This window comes from Clostridioides sp. ZZV15-6597, assembly GCF_020657815.1.
GTDB lineage: Bacteria > Bacillota > Clostridia > Peptostreptococcales > Peptostreptococcaceae > Clostridioides.
In genome coordinates, this window is record NZ_JAGWCT010000095.1 from 1 (window position 1) to 15,352 (window position 15,352).

19 protein-coding genes and 1 pseudogene are annotated in these 15,352 nt (G+C 30.6%); 15 read left to right on the plus strand and 5 right to left on the minus strand.

Annotated elements, in window-relative coordinates:
- On the plus strand, positions 1–371 hold a 371-nt coding region (locus KGF52_RS16610; RefSeq protein WP_227840940.1), incomplete at its 5' end, for an Lrp/AsnC ligand binding domain-containing protein.
- A gap of 71 nt (positions 372–442) precedes the next feature.
- Positions 443–1,027 (plus strand): DJ-1/PfpI family protein, encoded by a 585-nt coding sequence (locus tag KGF52_RS16615; protein WP_227830351.1) that lies wholly within the window; start codon positions 443–445, stop codon positions 1,025–1,027.
- A 4-nt stretch (positions 1,028–1,031) separates the two neighbouring features.
- Here KGF52_RS16615 and KGF52_RS16620 read toward each other — a convergent pair whose 3' ends face one another.
- Positions 1,032–1,355 carry a winged helix-turn-helix transcriptional regulator gene (locus KGF52_RS16620; protein WP_227830352.1) on the minus strand — a complete coding sequence of 108 codons (324 nt, stop codon included), beginning with the start codon at positions 1,353–1,355 and terminating at the stop codon, positions 1,032–1,034.
- A 141-nt stretch (positions 1,356–1,496) separates the two neighbouring features.
- Here KGF52_RS16620 and KGF52_RS16625 point away from each other — a divergent pair.
- Positions 1,497–1,901 (plus strand): annotated as a pseudogene (locus KGF52_RS16625) (nitroreductase family protein); the annotation flags it as partial.
- 223 nt (positions 1,902–2,124) lie between these two features.
- Here KGF52_RS16625 and KGF52_RS16630 read toward each other — a convergent pair.
- Positions 2,125–2,793 (minus strand): phenylalanine--tRNA ligase beta subunit-related protein, encoded by a 669-nt coding sequence (locus KGF52_RS16630; protein ID WP_227840941.1) that lies wholly within the window; start codon positions 2,791–2,793, stop codon positions 2,125–2,127.
- A 114-nt stretch (positions 2,794–2,907) separates the two neighbouring features.
- On the opposite strand from KGF52_RS16630, the gene KGF52_RS16635 reads away from it, so the two are divergent.
- The 7 genes from KGF52_RS16635 (at position 2,908) to clpP (ending at position 7,028) form a co-directional block, all read left to right on the plus strand.
- A complete protein-coding gene (locus KGF52_RS16635) occupies positions 2,908–3,123 on the plus strand; it encodes a hypothetical protein (protein WP_227840942.1) in 216 nt (71 codons plus the stop codon).
- 149 nt (positions 3,124–3,272) lie between these two features.
- Complete coding sequence (locus tag KGF52_RS16640; RefSeq protein WP_227840943.1) at positions 3,273–4,025, plus strand: ATP-binding cassette domain-containing protein; 753 nt, start codon at positions 3,273–3,275, stop codon at positions 4,023–4,025.
- Entirely contained in the window at positions 4,018–4,869 is an 852-nt protein-coding gene (locus KGF52_RS16645; protein WP_227840944.1) for an ABC transporter permease, read from the plus strand. The genes KGF52_RS16640 and KGF52_RS16645 overlap by 8 nt, the downstream gene beginning before the upstream one ends.
- Positions 4,870–4,933: 64 nt before the next feature.
- Positions 4,934–5,371: a LytTR family DNA-binding domain-containing protein gene (locus tag KGF52_RS16650; protein ID WP_227840945.1), complete on the plus strand. Its 438-nt coding sequence runs from the start codon at positions 4,934–4,936 to the stop codon at positions 5,369–5,371.
- 15 nt (positions 5,372–5,386) lie between these two features.
- Complete coding sequence (locus KGF52_RS16655) at positions 5,387–5,830, plus strand: DUF3021 family protein (protein WP_227840947.1); 444 nt, start codon at positions 5,387–5,389, stop codon at positions 5,828–5,830.
- A gap of 128 nt (positions 5,831–5,958) precedes the next feature.
- The gene (locus KGF52_RS16660; protein WP_227830370.1) at positions 5,959–6,447 is read left to right on the plus strand and encodes a helix-turn-helix domain-containing protein; all 489 of its coding nucleotides are present in this window, start codon (positions 5,959–5,961) and stop codon (positions 6,445–6,447) included.
- Entirely contained in the window at positions 6,444–7,028 is a 585-nt protein-coding gene (gene clpP, locus KGF52_RS16665) for an ATP-dependent Clp endopeptidase proteolytic subunit ClpP (RefSeq protein ID WP_227830360.1), read from the plus strand. Before KGF52_RS16660 ends, clpP begins: the two co-directional genes overlap by 4 nt.
- A 239-nt stretch (positions 7,029–7,267) precedes the next feature.
- On the opposite strand, the gene KGF52_RS16670 is transcribed toward clpP, so the two are convergent.
- The gene (locus KGF52_RS16670) at positions 7,268–7,759 is read right to left on the minus strand and encodes a DUF2284 domain-containing protein (RefSeq protein ID WP_227840948.1); all 492 of its coding nucleotides are present in this window, start codon (positions 7,757–7,759) and stop codon (positions 7,268–7,270) included.
- Between the two features lie 279 nt (positions 7,760–8,038).
- Here KGF52_RS16670 and KGF52_RS16675 point away from each other — a divergent pair, with 279 nt between their 5' ends.
- The 5 genes from KGF52_RS16675 (at position 8,039) to KGF52_RS16695 (ending at position 13,463) form a co-directional block, all read left to right on the plus strand.
- A complete protein-coding gene (locus KGF52_RS16675) occupies positions 8,039–9,115 on the plus strand; it encodes a glycosyltransferase (protein ID WP_227840949.1) in 1,077 nt (358 codons plus the stop codon).
- A 78-nt stretch (positions 9,116–9,193) separates the two neighbouring features.
- Entirely contained in the window at positions 9,194–11,125 is a 1,932-nt protein-coding gene (locus tag KGF52_RS16680) for an exosporium glycoprotein BclB-related protein (protein WP_227840950.1), read from the plus strand.
- 154 nt (positions 11,126–11,279) lie between these two features.
- Complete coding sequence (locus tag KGF52_RS16685) at positions 11,280–12,041, plus strand: epoxyqueuosine reductase (RefSeq protein ID WP_227840951.1); 762 nt, start codon at positions 11,280–11,282, stop codon at positions 12,039–12,041.
- A gap of 263 nt (positions 12,042–12,304) precedes the next feature.
- Entirely contained in the window at positions 12,305–12,583 is a 279-nt protein-coding gene (locus KGF52_RS16690; RefSeq protein WP_227830365.1) for a CD3324 family protein, read from the plus strand.
- A gap of 295 nt (positions 12,584–12,878) precedes the next feature.
- On the plus strand, positions 12,879–13,463 hold the full coding sequence (locus KGF52_RS16695) for a DUF1062 domain-containing protein (RefSeq protein ID WP_227840952.1): 585 nt from the start codon (positions 12,879–12,881) through the stop codon (positions 13,461–13,463).
- 91 nt (positions 13,464–13,554) lie between these two features.
- Here KGF52_RS16695 and KGF52_RS16700 read toward each other — a convergent pair whose 3' ends face one another.
- Positions 13,555–14,391, minus strand: a complete 837-nt coding sequence (locus KGF52_RS16700; RefSeq protein ID WP_227840953.1) for a prenyltransferase — start codon at positions 14,389–14,391, stop codon at positions 13,555–13,557.
- A 69-nt stretch (positions 14,392–14,460) separates the two neighbouring features.
- The gene (locus KGF52_RS16705; RefSeq protein WP_227840954.1) at positions 14,461–15,090 is read right to left on the minus strand and encodes a DUF3786 domain-containing protein; all 630 of its coding nucleotides are present in this window, start codon (positions 15,088–15,090) and stop codon (positions 14,461–14,463) included.
- Between the last annotated feature and the right edge of the window lie 262 nt (positions 15,091–15,352).

The following is a 15,352-nucleotide window of genomic DNA, read 5'->3' on the forward strand; positions in this document are numbered from 1 at the left end:
AGATATATCAAAAGCAATTACTGCATAAAATTTTTCTCTATGCTTTTCTAGAACTCGTGGTGCTTGTTCTTCAAATCAATCGAGAAAAAACAAAATATAAACTTTTAGCTTTCATATTTATCAATACAGATTTATCTAAAAGTATAGAAGAGTTTAAGAAGACTATATTGGAGTATGACACTGTATTAGAATGTCATCACATTTCAGGAGAATATGATTATTTAATAAAAGTATTAGCAGAGGATACAAATGAACTTGAAGAATTTATATCAATAACTTTGAAAAAAATCAGAGGAATCCAGAAAGCTAATACAACCATTGTTTTATCAACAATTAAAGAGGAAATTAATACAATCAAAGATATTTTTTAGATGAGCATAGACTTAAATGGTGATTATATTAATACCTACTTTATTACATATTTTTAGGAGGAAAATACAATATGAAAGTTTTAGTTTTTTTAGCAAAAGGTTTTGAAACTATGGAATTTAGCGTATTTGTAGATGTTATGGGATGGGCTAGAAATGATTATGATTACGATATAGATGTAGTAACTGGTGGATTTAAAAAGCAAGTTGTAAGCACATTTAATGTTCCAGTATTAGTTGACAAAACAATAGATGAAATATGTGTAGATGATTATGATGCTTTAGCTATTCCTGGAGGATTTGAAGAGTTTGGATTTTATGATGAAGCATATGATACATCTTTTTTAAACTTAATAAGAGAGTTTGATACAAAGGAAAAGATAATTGCTACTATTTGTGTAGCAGCTTTACCTGTTGGTAAAAGCGGTGTTTTAAAAAATCGTAAAGCTACTACATATCATTTAAAAGATGGTCAAAGACAAAAACAGTTAAGTGAATTTGATGTAAATGTAGTCAATGAGCCAATTGTTGTAGATAGAAATATTATAACTTCATATTGTCCAGAAACTGCACCACATGTAGCTTTTAAGCTTTTAGAAATGTTGACATCTAAGGAACATATGGAAGTTGTAAAATTAGCTATGGGATTTAAATTATAATAAATTAAAGTTTATTTAAGTAATCAGAACCCCAATCACACATAACATCTAAAATAGGAATAATGCTTTTTCCAAAATCGGATAATGAATATTCCACTTTTGGAGGTACAACAGGATAAACAACTCTTATAATAAAACCATCTGTTTCTAATTCACGTAATTGTTGAGTTAGCATTTTAGGAGTTGCTTTAGTAATTAATTTTCTAAGTTCATTAAATCTTAATGTGGTATCTTTAAGATGCCAAAGGATAAGTGTTTTATATTTACCACCAATCAATGCAAGTGTTGCTTCTATAGGACAACTGTAATTACTTGAACATTTTTTCATTTTTTTAGACCTCTCAATATATTTTGAAGTACCCTTTTTGGTACTATGTTACAAAAAAGTGCATTATTGTAATATATAATTATAGTGATAAGATTATAGCATAGGTTAAATAAATCATCAACTTAGCCTAATAAAATGATAGGGGGTAATCGTCAGCCTTAAAGATTAATTGTAATACAAGAAAAAGAGGGTCTTAATAAAGTTTCTAAGGCTACAAATATATATGATGCACCATTAGCAATTATCGTATGTGGAGATAAGGATAAAGTTTGGACAAGACCTTTTGATGGTAAACAACTTACAGATATTGATACAAGTATAATCACCGACCACATGATGTTACAAGCAACTGAACTTGGGTTAGCGAGTGTATGGGTATGTTATTTCAATCCAGATGTAATTAAAGAAGAATTTAATTTGTCAGATAATCTTGAGCCAGTAAACATATTACTAATAGGATATGAGGCTGGAACACCAGAAAGCCCAAATAGACATGATAAAACTCGTTTTCCTTTAAATGAAATTGTTTCTTATGAAACTCTTTAGATATAAAAGTAAGTTATCTATATGAGATGTATAATGAGTTATTTTTTTAAATAAAGTTTTAGAAAAAGTTAATGCTTATATAAAATTAATTTTAGTGAAGTATATATCTGATTGAACAATGATGTATACTTCACTATTTTAATTACTTAGAATACCTACTAATACTTTGAATATCCACTAAACTTAAATTTTCATTATATTAATAAAAATACATCGATATTAATTAAAATACATCAATTAAATCAATTTTCGAGTCTGGAAAACCACTTAAAATATAATCTTTTATATCGCTTAGGTGGTCATAAATTTGTTTTTCAGAAACTCCATCAGGGCCATATACAAAGTATAGAATATTTTTAGTTTCTTTTGTAATCTTTGTACGATTATCTGGTCCATTAAGAATACTAGATAGTATACCAAGGTTATCTGATAAAAATAAATCGTCTCTTGTTAGAGTTTGCTCTCTTTTTCCTATACCATAAAAATGTTCATTTTCATTTGCTAAATCTATTTTTAAAGGTGATTCTATTTTATCAAGGTCATGTCCTGCTGCTAGAAGAAGATTTTTTAATTCTGCTAAAAACATTACTTGAATAGGTAGACTTACATTTGGAATACCTTTTGATTTTAGTAAAAGGGATTCTAATTGAAGTAATACAGGATAAGTTTTCTTAAATTTTTTATAATACTTTATGTAGTTGGAAAGAGGTTCTGTTTTAATCTTTTCTTTACGATTGTATTCAGAATTTTGTGCAATAATATTTTTAATTTCAGAGTTTTTAAGAAGTAAAAAATTTTCTTCATTAGGTGTTGAATAGGTCATATTTACAATCATAACTCCAAATTTAATATTGGGATAAATTTCTTTTACTCTACTTGATATTTCTAACATAATTTAGACTCCTTTTTATTTTTTGTTTTATGGTATAATCTTAGCAAGTAAAAAGTGGATTTTGTAGTTCCATTTTTATAGTGATTTTATAGAACCACTTTTGGAGGTATTAAAATGTGGATTACAATTAATAGAAATAGTGACATATCATTATCAAGACAAATTTATAAAGCAAATATCAAGATTTATCCTGTACAGCAATATGCAATTGAGAATAAAGTAGAATATGACCATGAAGTTGTCCTAGGATATGCTCATCTTAGTTTTGATGAAATTGAACAGGGAGTAAGAATACTTAGTAAAATAATACATACAAATCAAGATGTATAGGGAATGTTTTTTACAATAGCTTATTTTTAGGTATGTATTTTACTTTAGTTTTTTTACAACTCACATATTCATTTATACTACATACTTCCAATTGTATTGTGTGGACAAATTACTTATTGTATTCTGAAATCATCAATTAAGGAAGGTAGATGAAATGGATGAATAAGATAATAGAAGTAATTAATTTGCAAAAAAGCTATGATGCTTTTAAAGCTGTGAAAGGGATTGATTTTTATGTAGAGGAAGGTAATTTGTTTGCATTACTGGGAGCTAATGGTGCTGGAAAATCTACAACAATTGATATTCTTTGTACATTATTGAATTATGATAGTGGAGAAGTGATTATAGATGGGCATAAGTTAGGTGTAGAGGATAATAAGATTAAAGAAAAAATTGGAGTAGTATTTCAAGAAAGTATACTAGACCCACTCTTGACAGTAAGAGAGAATCTTACAATTCGTGCAAAATTTTATATTAAGAATAAAGATAAAGTAAGACAAATTGTGCATGAATCTGCTTTATCTGTAGGAGCTATGGAATTTATAGATAGACCATATGGTAAATTGTCTGGAGGTCAAAAGCGTAGGGCTGATATAGCAAGAGCTCTTTTAAATACTCCTAAAATACTGTTTCTAGATGAGCCTACAACAGGGCTTGACCCGGAAGCTAGAAAATGTGTATGGGATACTATATTAAAATTACAAAAACAATATGGTTTTTCTATAGTTCTTACAACCCATTATATGGAGGAGGCTACAAAAGCTGATTATATTGTAATGCTTGATTATGGTGTTATAACAGCAAAAGGTTCACCTCATGAACTAAAATATAAATACAAAGCAAATAATTTAGATGATGTATTTTTGAATATAGTTAGAAATAGAGGTGAAAAAAATGTTTAATATAGCACAAAGAAATATAATGATTTTTTTAAGAAATAAAAGAGGCGTATTTTCATCTTTTTTAGGTGCAATAATTGTAATCGCTATATATATTATTTTTTTAGGAGAAAATTTGAAGGAAGGTTATCCAAATATTAAAGACATAGATATATTAATGAATAGTTGGGCAATGGCAGGAATTATTTCTGTTGTTTCTGTAACTACAACAATGGGTTCATTTGGAGTTACAGTATTAGATAAGGAATTAAAAAGAACCAAAGATTTTTATTGTTCGCCTGTTAAGACGAGAGAGCTGGTGGGAGGATATATTTTAAGTTCATATTTAATTGGTGTAATTATGAGTATATTTACATTTATACTTGCAGAGATATATATTGTATTAAGTGGGGGACAATTTTTACCTATGCTTTCTATTATAAAGGTCATTGGTGTAATATTATTAACAGTTTTATCATCTAGTGCAATGATATTTTTTATTGTAAATTTGTTAAATAGCATAGATACATTTGCAACTGCTTCTACGATTATAGGTACTCTTATTGGATTCTTGACAGGAATTTATATACCTATTGGAAGCTTACCTCAAGCAGTACAAACCATTATAAAGTTATTTCCAATTTCACATGGGACTGTATTACTTAGACAAATTATTACGGAGTCTCCATCAAAAGTAACATTTGTGGATTCAACAAATGTATTGACTGTATTTAATGAACATATGGGAGTAACATTTGGTGGTATTGGCAGTTTGCATGAAACTTCAATTCATATTATGTTTCTAGTTATTTCTGCAATAGTCTTTTATTTTGTTACTATACTTATGGTATCAAGAAAAGAAAGCTAGAAATTAATAGTAGGAAAATACAGTATAGTCTTTTTATAGAAATCAAAAGAAAGGATGTGTTAGAGTGAAAGTAGTAATTGAAACTCCATTAGATGGAGAAGAGGATGAAATTATCATAAGATGCAGAAATCTTGATGATGAAATTCTTAAATTGATTTTTAACATCAGGATGCAAAGAGAGTCTCTTATAGCATATAAAAATGAACAACTCTATCGTATCAATCCTTTAGATGTTTATTACTTCGAATCTGTAGATAATCATACTTATCTTTATTGTAAAAATGATGTTTATGAGTTTAAGAAGAAGCTTTATCAGATTGAGGAAATTTTTTTAAATAGTGATTTTCTTAGAATATCCAAGTCTGTAATATTAAATCTTACAAAAATAGACTCAATTGTACCAGCGTTTAATGGTAGATTTGAAGTAATACTAGATAATGGTGAAAAGACAATTATTTCACGCCAATATGTACCAATGTTGAAGAAAAAACTAAGGATATAAAGGAGTTGATTGAATATGAATTTAATAAATATACTAAAGAATGTAGTTCGTTATTTTTGTATGATAACTACAGGAGTTTTAATATCTGTTTTTACTTCTTGTCTATTATTTAGCCCTGATGAGACATTTAGTATAAGTATTTTCCAACAGATTTTATTAATTGCATTGGTAACATCTCTATCCACATTAATTTTTTATTCAAAACGAGAACTAGGTAGAAAAGAGTTACTAATTCGTCAAGTAATTCATATGATTTTTCTGTTTGTTTTTGTTATGTGGTTTTCATTTAAAAGTAATTGGATTGATAGTGGGCATATTTTTCAAGCTCTGTTTATAGCACTATCTATATTTATTATCTATCTTTGTATAACACTTGCTACTTGTAAAAGAGATAAGAAAGAATCTATTTTACTAAATAAAGGTCTGAAAGAATATAGGAAAAATAAAATTAGTAAATGATAGCGAAAGTAATTCAACAAATTGTAAATTTATTATTAATTAAGTTTTTATACAAGTCATTTATTTAAGATAGCAATTTATATTAAGAAGAAAATTCTTGTATGAGTTATAATACTTAAAAGGAGATGATGAGGTTGAAAACAAATACAGATGTGATTATGGAAATCATTGATTATATAGAAGAACATCTTACAGAAAATCTAAATCTAGATAAAATAGCTGATGTTGCTAGTTATTCAAAATATCATTTACACAGAATGTTTACAAATATTGTGGGATGTACTATACATCAATACATTAAAAGAAGGAGACTTACTGAAGCAGCTAGACAACTTGTATTTACAGATAAATACATTATAGATATAGCTCTTACAGTTGGATATGCTACACACCAGTCTTTCACATTAGCATTTAAAACTTTATATAAAGAATCTCCACAAATATATAGAAGTAAAGATGAATTTTATCCTATTCAACAAAGATTTGTTTTAAATTCAAATCATCAAATCCAAAATGTAGAGTGTATTTCTTATACAAGTATTAATTATGAACGAAGAAGAGATGAAATCAATTCTTATCTCAACTTTAATATTAATTGTGAGGTGAAAGTAGCATGAATTTAGTACCACATGTGATTGAACAGACAGGTCAAGGTGAAAGGTCTTATGATATATATTCAAAACTATTAAAAGATAGAATTATATTTATAGGGGAAGAAATTAATGATGCTATTGCAAGTTTGGTAGTGGCTCAATTACTATTCTTAGAATCAGAAGACCCAGATGCAGATATAACTATATATATAAATAGCCCAGGAGGGGTTGTAACATCAGGGTTTGCTATATACGATACTATGAACTATGTCAGATGTGATGTATCAACTATTTGTATTGGTATGGCTGCAAGTATGAGCGCCTTTTTACTTGCTGGAGGTACAAAAGGAAAAAGATATGCCCTACCTAACGCAGAGATTATGATACATCAACCTATGGGTGGTGTTAAAGGGCAAGCAACAGATGTAAAAATAGCAGTAGATAATATATTGAGAAAAAAGGAAAAATTAGATAGAATTCTTTCTGAGAATACTGGAAAATCAATAGAAGATATTAGAATAGATACAGATAGAGATAATTTTATGTCTGCACTGGAAGCTAAAGAATACGGATTAATTGATTGTATAATGGAGAAAAGAGAGTAGAGTACTCTTTTAAAAGCTTAATATATAGTATATAACTAATATTAAAATAATCATGTTTAAATAAACATGGTTATTTTTTGTTTAAAAAAGAAGTTTTTAAAATGGCAAGTAAATGAGTAATAAATAGTAATTTTACATACAATTTTAGATACTTTCTAGAGATATTAACCAATGTGGTTGTAATGATATGATAACTTATAGACCACACTGGTTAAGCTGAGTAGAAAATATTAATTTTTTCAATCAACTAATAATAAACCAAAGTGATTTTGAATTTCTCCCTTTTCTCGCAAAGTATTTATTTCAAGTCCATTTGACCTTACTGTAGCAAAAACATCAATACCACATGCTTCCATTGATGGAGCAGTCTTGTTAGGAAAACTACAAGTATCAGGATTACATTTGGCACACTTTGTACAAGGACCACTTCCAAAAGCAATTGCTTTATAGTATCTATCTAAAAAAAGTTCTCTTGCTATTTCAACAGCTAGAGGAGTAACAATACTCATTTTGTGACATCGAAATAAAATAGCTTTTCTGTAACAATCTATTATTGCTTGTGTCTGTTGATAAGTTGGAGTGCTGGGCGGACAACAATGACTATGACCATATGTATTACAACCAAACTGACACTTATAAATTGTCCATGCCGCTGTGACAATCGTTTTAGGGTCTATTGACACTGCAATGTCAGCTCCACTAGATTTTAACATTTCAAAGTATTTTTTCATAATTTACCTCCTACCAAAAATAGTTTAATTTTTTATATTGTATGAATGATTAAATTTTACATATTCTTATACTTATGGTAACGCAAAAATACATATCAATCAAATCGAAGTATTTAAATTCTGAATTCAATAAAAATGAACTATAAATATACATGATAAATAAACTTACCTACTGATTTTTTGTCGTTAAAAATTTTCTAACTTTCAATAACAAAATAAGAGGAAATACCATATATTACTTATGTCTGTAATATATAAAAGACAAAGGAGTTGTACATTATGATTACAATAAGTTTGTGCATGATTGTTAAAAATGAGGAAGAAGTTATAGGCAGATGTTTAGAGTGTGTAAAGGATATAGTAGATGAAATTATAGTTGTAGATACTGGTTCTACAGATTCCACAAAAGAAATAGTTTCAAAATATACGGACATGGTGTACGATTTCGAATGGATAGATGATTTCTCTGTTGCGAGAAATTTTTCATTTTCTAAAGCTTCTAAAGACTATATAATGTGGCTTGATGCAGATGACATAATTTTAGAAGAGGATAGAAAAGAATTATCAAAAGTTAAGGAAAATTTAGATACTTCTATTGATATGGTCATGGCAAAATATAATGTATCATTTGATGAAAACGGAAAACCAACTTTATCATATTATAGAGAACGCTTATTTAAGAGAAGTTCTAATTATAAATGGGTTGACCCTATTCATGAAGTAATACCTCTTGTTGGAGAAATATTTTATTCTGACATCGCAATATCACATAAAAAACTTCACAGACAGGACCCTTTAAGAAATCTCAGAATTTTTGAAAAAATGATTTCAGAAGGTAGGATATTGGAGCCAAGACATCAGTTTTATTACTCAAGAGAATTGTATTACAATGCAAGGTATAAAGACGCTATAGAAGGTTTTACTAAGTTTTTAGACTCGTCAAAAGGGTGGATTGAGGACTGTATAAGTGCTTGCAGAGATTTAGCCACATGCTATTACTTAATTAATGATGAAAAAAGTGCCTTATATTCTTTATTTAGAAGCTTTGAATTTGATGAGCCAAGAGCAGAAGTTTGCTGTGATATAGGAAAGCACTTGTTTGATAGACAAAGATATAAAGAAGCTATTTTTTGGTATAAGGTAGCATTAACTAGAGATAAAAATGACATTAATGGAGGATTTAAGTCAAATGATTGTTATGGATACTTACCATGTATACAATTAAGTGTATGCTATGACAAACTAGGAGAAATGGATAAAGCCATATCTTATCATGAAAAAGCAAAAGAAATCAAACCTAACGATAGTGCTATTTTATACAATGAAAATTATTTTAGTAACTATAAAAGTTATTAATAAGTCACAATAATACTAATTTTGACATATTATGTAGAGAGCATGAAAGCTCAAATATATTAGGAGGTGCTTTAAGTAATGAGTAAAAATAAATATTTTGGCCCATTTGATGGTAATAACCATGATAACAATTATGGTGATTACAATAGCGGTTGCGATAGTTGTAATAGTTGTGACTGTCATCATGGTTGCCCACCATCATGTATAGGTCCAACAGGTCCAATGGGTCCCAGAGGTAGAACAGGTCCCACAGGCCCAACAGGTACAACCGGACCAATGGGTCCAACAGGAACAATAGGAAACACAGGAGTAACAGGAAACACAGGAGCAACAGGGTTAATAGGCCCAACAGGAGCAACAGGGTCAGCAGGTCCAACAGGAGTGACAGGAGCAACAGGGTTTGGAGTAACAGGCCCAACAGGTCCAACAGGAGCAACAGGAGATACAGGAGCAGATGGAGTAACGGGTCCAACAGGCCCAACAGGAGTAACAGGAGCAAATGGAATAACAGGTCCAACAGGGATAACAGGAGCAACAGGATTTGGAGTAACAGGTCCAACAGGTCCAACAGGAGCAACAGGAGCAAATGGAGCTGCTGGAGTAACAGGAGTAACAGGGGCAACAGGAGCAACAGGAACACCTGGAGCAACAGGTCCAACAGGAGTAACAGGAGCAACAGGAGCAGATGGATTGGCAGGTCCAACAGGTCCAACAGGAGCAACAGGAACACCTGGAGCGACAGGAGTGACAGGTCCAACAGGAGCAACAGGAGATACAGGAGCAGATGGAACAACAGGTCCAACAGGTCCAACAGGAGCAACAGGGTTTGGAGTAACAGGTCCAACAGGTCCAACAGGAGCAACAGGAGTAGGAGCAACAGGAGCAACAGGTCTAATAGGTCCAACAGGAGCAACAGGAACACCTGGAACAACAGGCCCAACAGGCCCAACAGGTCCAACAGGAGCAAATGGATTGATAGGCCCAACAGGAGCAACAGGAAATACAGGGGCAGATGGAGCAACAGGTCCAACAGGCCCAACAGGAGCAACAGGAGATACAGGAGCAGATGGATTGGCAGGCCCAACAGGTCCAACAGGTCCAATAGGAACACCTGGAGCAACAGGTCCAACAGGAAATACAGGAGCAACAGGGGTAGGAATAACAGGAGCAACAGGAGCAACAGGTCCAACAGGAGCAGATGGATTAGTAGGTCCAACAGGAGCAACAGGAAACACAGGAGCAGATGGAGTACCAGGTCCAACAGGTCCAACAGGAGCAACAGGAAATACAGGAGCAGATGGAGCAACAGGCCCAACAGGAGCAACAGGAAACACAGGAGCAGATGGAGTACCAGGTCCAACAGGAGCAACAGGAAATACAGGAGCAGATGGAGCAACAGGAGTAACAGGTCCAACAGGGGCAACAGGAAATACAGGAGCAGATGGATTAGTAGGTCCAACAGGAGCAACAGGAGCAACAGGAATAGCAGGAGCTAGTGCAATAATACCTTTTTCATCAGGTATACCACTATCACTTACAACTATAGCTGGTGGATTAATAGGAACACCAGGATTTGTTGGTTTTGGTAGTTCAGCTCCAGGTGTAAGTATAGTTGGTGGAACAATAGATCTTACAAACCCAGCAGGAACATTGACTAACTTTGCATTTTCAATGCCAAGAGCTGGAACAATAACATCTATTTCAGCATATTTTAGTACAACATTAGCACTTTCACTTATTGGTTCAACAGTTACAATTACAGCTACACTTTACCAATCAACTACACCAAATAATACATTTACAGCTGTACCAGGAGCAACAGTTACACTAGCTCCACCACTTACAGGGTTATTGTCAGTAGGAACAATTTCTACTGGAATAGCAACAGGATTAAGCATACCAGCAACAGCAGAAACTCGTTTCCTATTAGTATTTACTGCATCAGCTTCAGGTCTTTCATTAGTTAATACTGTAGCAGGATATGCAAGTGCAGGAATTTCAATTAGTTAGATTAAATAATTGAAATAAACAGACTTTCAGCATCTAATTTAGATGCTGGAAGTTTTTTATTTTGATATCAATTGATAAAGCATAATATAGAGTACTGGTATATAATATAAAATAATAACATGAAATTAGAGATAGAATTGTCTAGGGGGATATTATGAAAACTAAAATTGAAGAATTAATGAACCGTTTTGTAAAAGATTACAATAAGTCAAATAATGTAAATTCAAAATGGCAAGAACTTTTATTTGCCTATGCATCTGCTGAAGATGAAATGTTTTATCAGTTAAAAAAAGTTATAGGAACATCTCATGCTATGCCAAAAGATTTCTTGAAAAATGGTAAGACTATAATTACATATTTTATACCCTTTGATAAAAACATAAATGATAGTAATATTGGAGGGCTTGAATGTTCAGAAAGTTGGGCAAGAGCTTATATAGAAACTAATAAATTGATTTCTGACTTGAATACTTTTTTATGTGAAGAGCTAGGAAACATGGGGTTTGACTCCTACGCTATTCCTGGGTCATATAATTTTGATAATGATAAATTGATTAGTGATTGGTCACAAAGACATGTAGCATTCATAGCAGGTCTTGGAACTTTTGGTCTAAATAATATGCTTATTACAGAAAAAGGATGTTGTGGAAGGGTAGGAAGTATAATCACAAGTTTAAAATTAGAACCAACTAAAAGACCAGAAAAGGAATACTGCTTGTATAAACATAATAACAGTTGTAAAAAGTGTGTAAGTAAATGTGTGAAAGAAGCTTTAAAAGAAGATGGGTTTGATAGAAATAAGTGTTATGAAATGTGCATGATAAATGAGAAAAAATATTCTTATATAGGTGGATGTGATATCTGTGGAAAATGTATAGTTGGAGTTCCATGTTCAGTAATAAACCCATCAATGTAAAAAGTTTCTGTTAATTAACAATTCTAATTTGATATGTAATAAACTACAAATATAAATAAAAAATAAAGAAATTATGTTGATTGACAACTATTTGTGCTATTGATAGACTTATATGTATCGCTGTGGTATAAGGAGGGGTGAGACTTTATGCTTGATTTAATCTTTATTTTTGCATAGCAAGGGCTATTGCAACTATAAAATTTAATATACAGATAGCCCTTTGCTATTCCTAATAAAAAATTACTGTTTAATAGGAGAGCAAAATGAGCTATAAAAAAGCAATACATGTATTACCAGAAGAATTACTTGAATTGATACAAGAATATGTGGATGGAGAATGTATTTATATTCCCAGAAAATCAAACAATAAAAGAGAATGGGGAAGTAATACATCTACTCGTGAAGATTTAACAATCAGAAATATGCAAATTTATGAAGATTATCAAGTTGGTCATGATTTGCAATATTTATCAGAAAAATATTATCTGTCTTTGAAGAGTATTCAAAGAATTATATTACAAGAAAAAAGAAAAGATATTTAAATGTAAGCCAGTATAGTTATATAACTATACTGGCTTATTTTCTTTTGTTAAAAATGTTTAAGGTATAGTTTTTTTTTAGTGGATGCTATAATTTAATTAATTTCAGAAGCTTATATAATAATAAAATCCAGAGGTAGTGTCTATATTAAGAGAAAATAATTTGTTATATAAGTATATAATTGAAATTAAAATTTATTAAAAATTAGGAGGTACTATTTTGAAAAAAATGCTTGATTATATTCCACCTTTTCACAACTTTCTATTTTAGCAATATTATAGAAAGGAAATTGTATTTATGCAAAAAATTACTTGGGAGATTGAGTATAAATCCCAATTGCCAGTAATTAGGTACTGCAAAAAATGTGGAAAAAAGACTGAATATATTTGTTCAGATTTATTTAGAGTGAATGCTCAACATAAGTATTTAGATATTTGGTTAATATATAAATGCTCAAATTGTGATTCCACATGGAATTCAACCATATATTCTCGTATTAATCCAAAAAACTTAAATCCAGAAATATTAGAACAATTTTATACGAATGATTATAATCTTGTTAAACAATATGCTATGAATGTTGAACTTTTACATAGAAATGGGGCGGAAGTTGGCATCCCAGAATATAAAATAGTAGGTCAAGATATTTGTATTGATGACCTTACACAAGTTCATATTGCAAGTAAGTATCCATGTCAATTAAAGGTATCTACATTATTACGTGAGAAGCTTGGCTTATCTCGAAAGGTCTTTGAAGACATGCTAGACTGTGGGATGATAAAAAGTATATCTGGAGTTGACTTAAGGAGAAGTAAATTAAATTATGAGATTGTGTTACAAATTGGAAAGAGTAAACAAGAATATTTAAATCAGTTAGACTAGCTGGTTTAATATGTTTTATGTAACATCATTTTAAATAAGTATAGCAACTTTAAAAATACAAAGAAGCTATACTTATTTATGTATAATAGCATTATCTTTTTTCTAGATTTTCTAATATCTCGTAGTAGTGTGTTGTAGCTAGTGCACTTGGCTTACCTTTTTTACAGAAAGATAACTTGGATAGCTTTGGGACTACACGTTCAACAACAATCTGATTATCTGACATTTTAGATTCAAGTATCTTTAATGCTTCTAGAAATCTCTTATCCTTCTTTGCACGATTATAAAATGATAAAACATAAACATAAAGAAATAGATTGTAATTGCGGAAAGGATATTCAACTTGCATGAATAATGTACCAATTCCATAGTGGCAAGGTCCGATTGGTTTTCTAATTGTCCAATGTTCAAGTAAAAAATCTACAGCCTTATCAAGTTTTGATTCTTTATTTAAATAGTCGCTAAAACGGAATGCATCTAATATATTAAGTGTTGGAAGTGGGTTTGAGTACTCAGTTTCTGGACCTCTACTAAAACTGAACTTATTGCAACGCCAACCACCATCAGTATACTGAGTATCTAAAAAGTATTGAAACGTCTTTTCGATTCTAACATCTGAAGCATATCCCATGTGGCAAAGTGCATTGGTTGCATTAGCTGTATGGCAGGGATAAATACCTCCTTTTGGATATAATTTAAAACGCCCATCTTCTCTCCATGTGCTAAATATCAAGTCAGCGCATTCTTTAAGTAAAGTATCAGTAGGTTTCATACCCAATTCCAATAGATAAAGTACACTATCTAGTGTGGTGAAAGGTGAACCTTTCATTAAACGTTTGTCAGGTGTAGCCCAATAGTCTGCACCATTATCATATCTGTGTGACAATATCTCTTCTATATCTGATAAATATTGATTTTCTACGTTCATTTTTTAACTCCATTTCATATTAGATTCTAACTAAATTTATCAAAAAATTTATTATAATAGTATTGATGCTTACAATTGATTTACTTTATTCAAAATTGCATCTATAGCTGTATCAGGAACAACTGCTAAGTCTTCTGCATTAAAATAATAAATTATATTAGAGTCAAATAATATATTTGAATTTGGTGGAAATTCATCATCTCCAAGCCAAAGTATAAATATCATAGAAGTATTACCTATGTATGTAAACTTATAAGCTAGGTCACCCATTTTTATTTTTTCAGCTCCAATATTCTCCATGACTAATTTATATTTATCTATTTGAGATGTAAAGATTTCTGAAAGTCTTGCTAGAGTTCTATTTAGAAAGTTAGGATAATAAACATTACCTCCAGGAACTTCTTTAAAAGTTATATATTTATTTGTAAGAGGTATACCTTTAGCATTACACAAATACCTAAGCATTAGAATCTTAAGTTCGAAATTTTTACAGAGACTTCCATTACTATTCCAAACTTCTCCACTTGGATAATCAACCGTATACTGTCTACCAAAAAAATCAATATTAAATTTGCTTGAATCACTATTAAAGTCAATATTACTTAAATTACTAATTGTATGAGGGTCTAATTCTTTGAGTTTTTTTCGTGCATAATCAAATGGAACATTATAATTACTTGTTTTAATATTTTTATCCATAATACTTTCCTCCGATTTAAAGACCTAAGTATATATTTGTAAAAGATTTTCTTATTATTGATTTTATTATATATCTAGAATATTACAATATCAAATTAATAAATAAATTTTGTTATTTAAAGGAATCTATTTGACACACTCCCCATAGCTAAAGCAAGGGGATTCTTGGTGGCTAACGACTTAATACTATCTAAACGATAGAATCATAGGTGGTTACAAAGCCAAGCTACTTGGACGGTGTCTTCGCCACTACTACCTTATA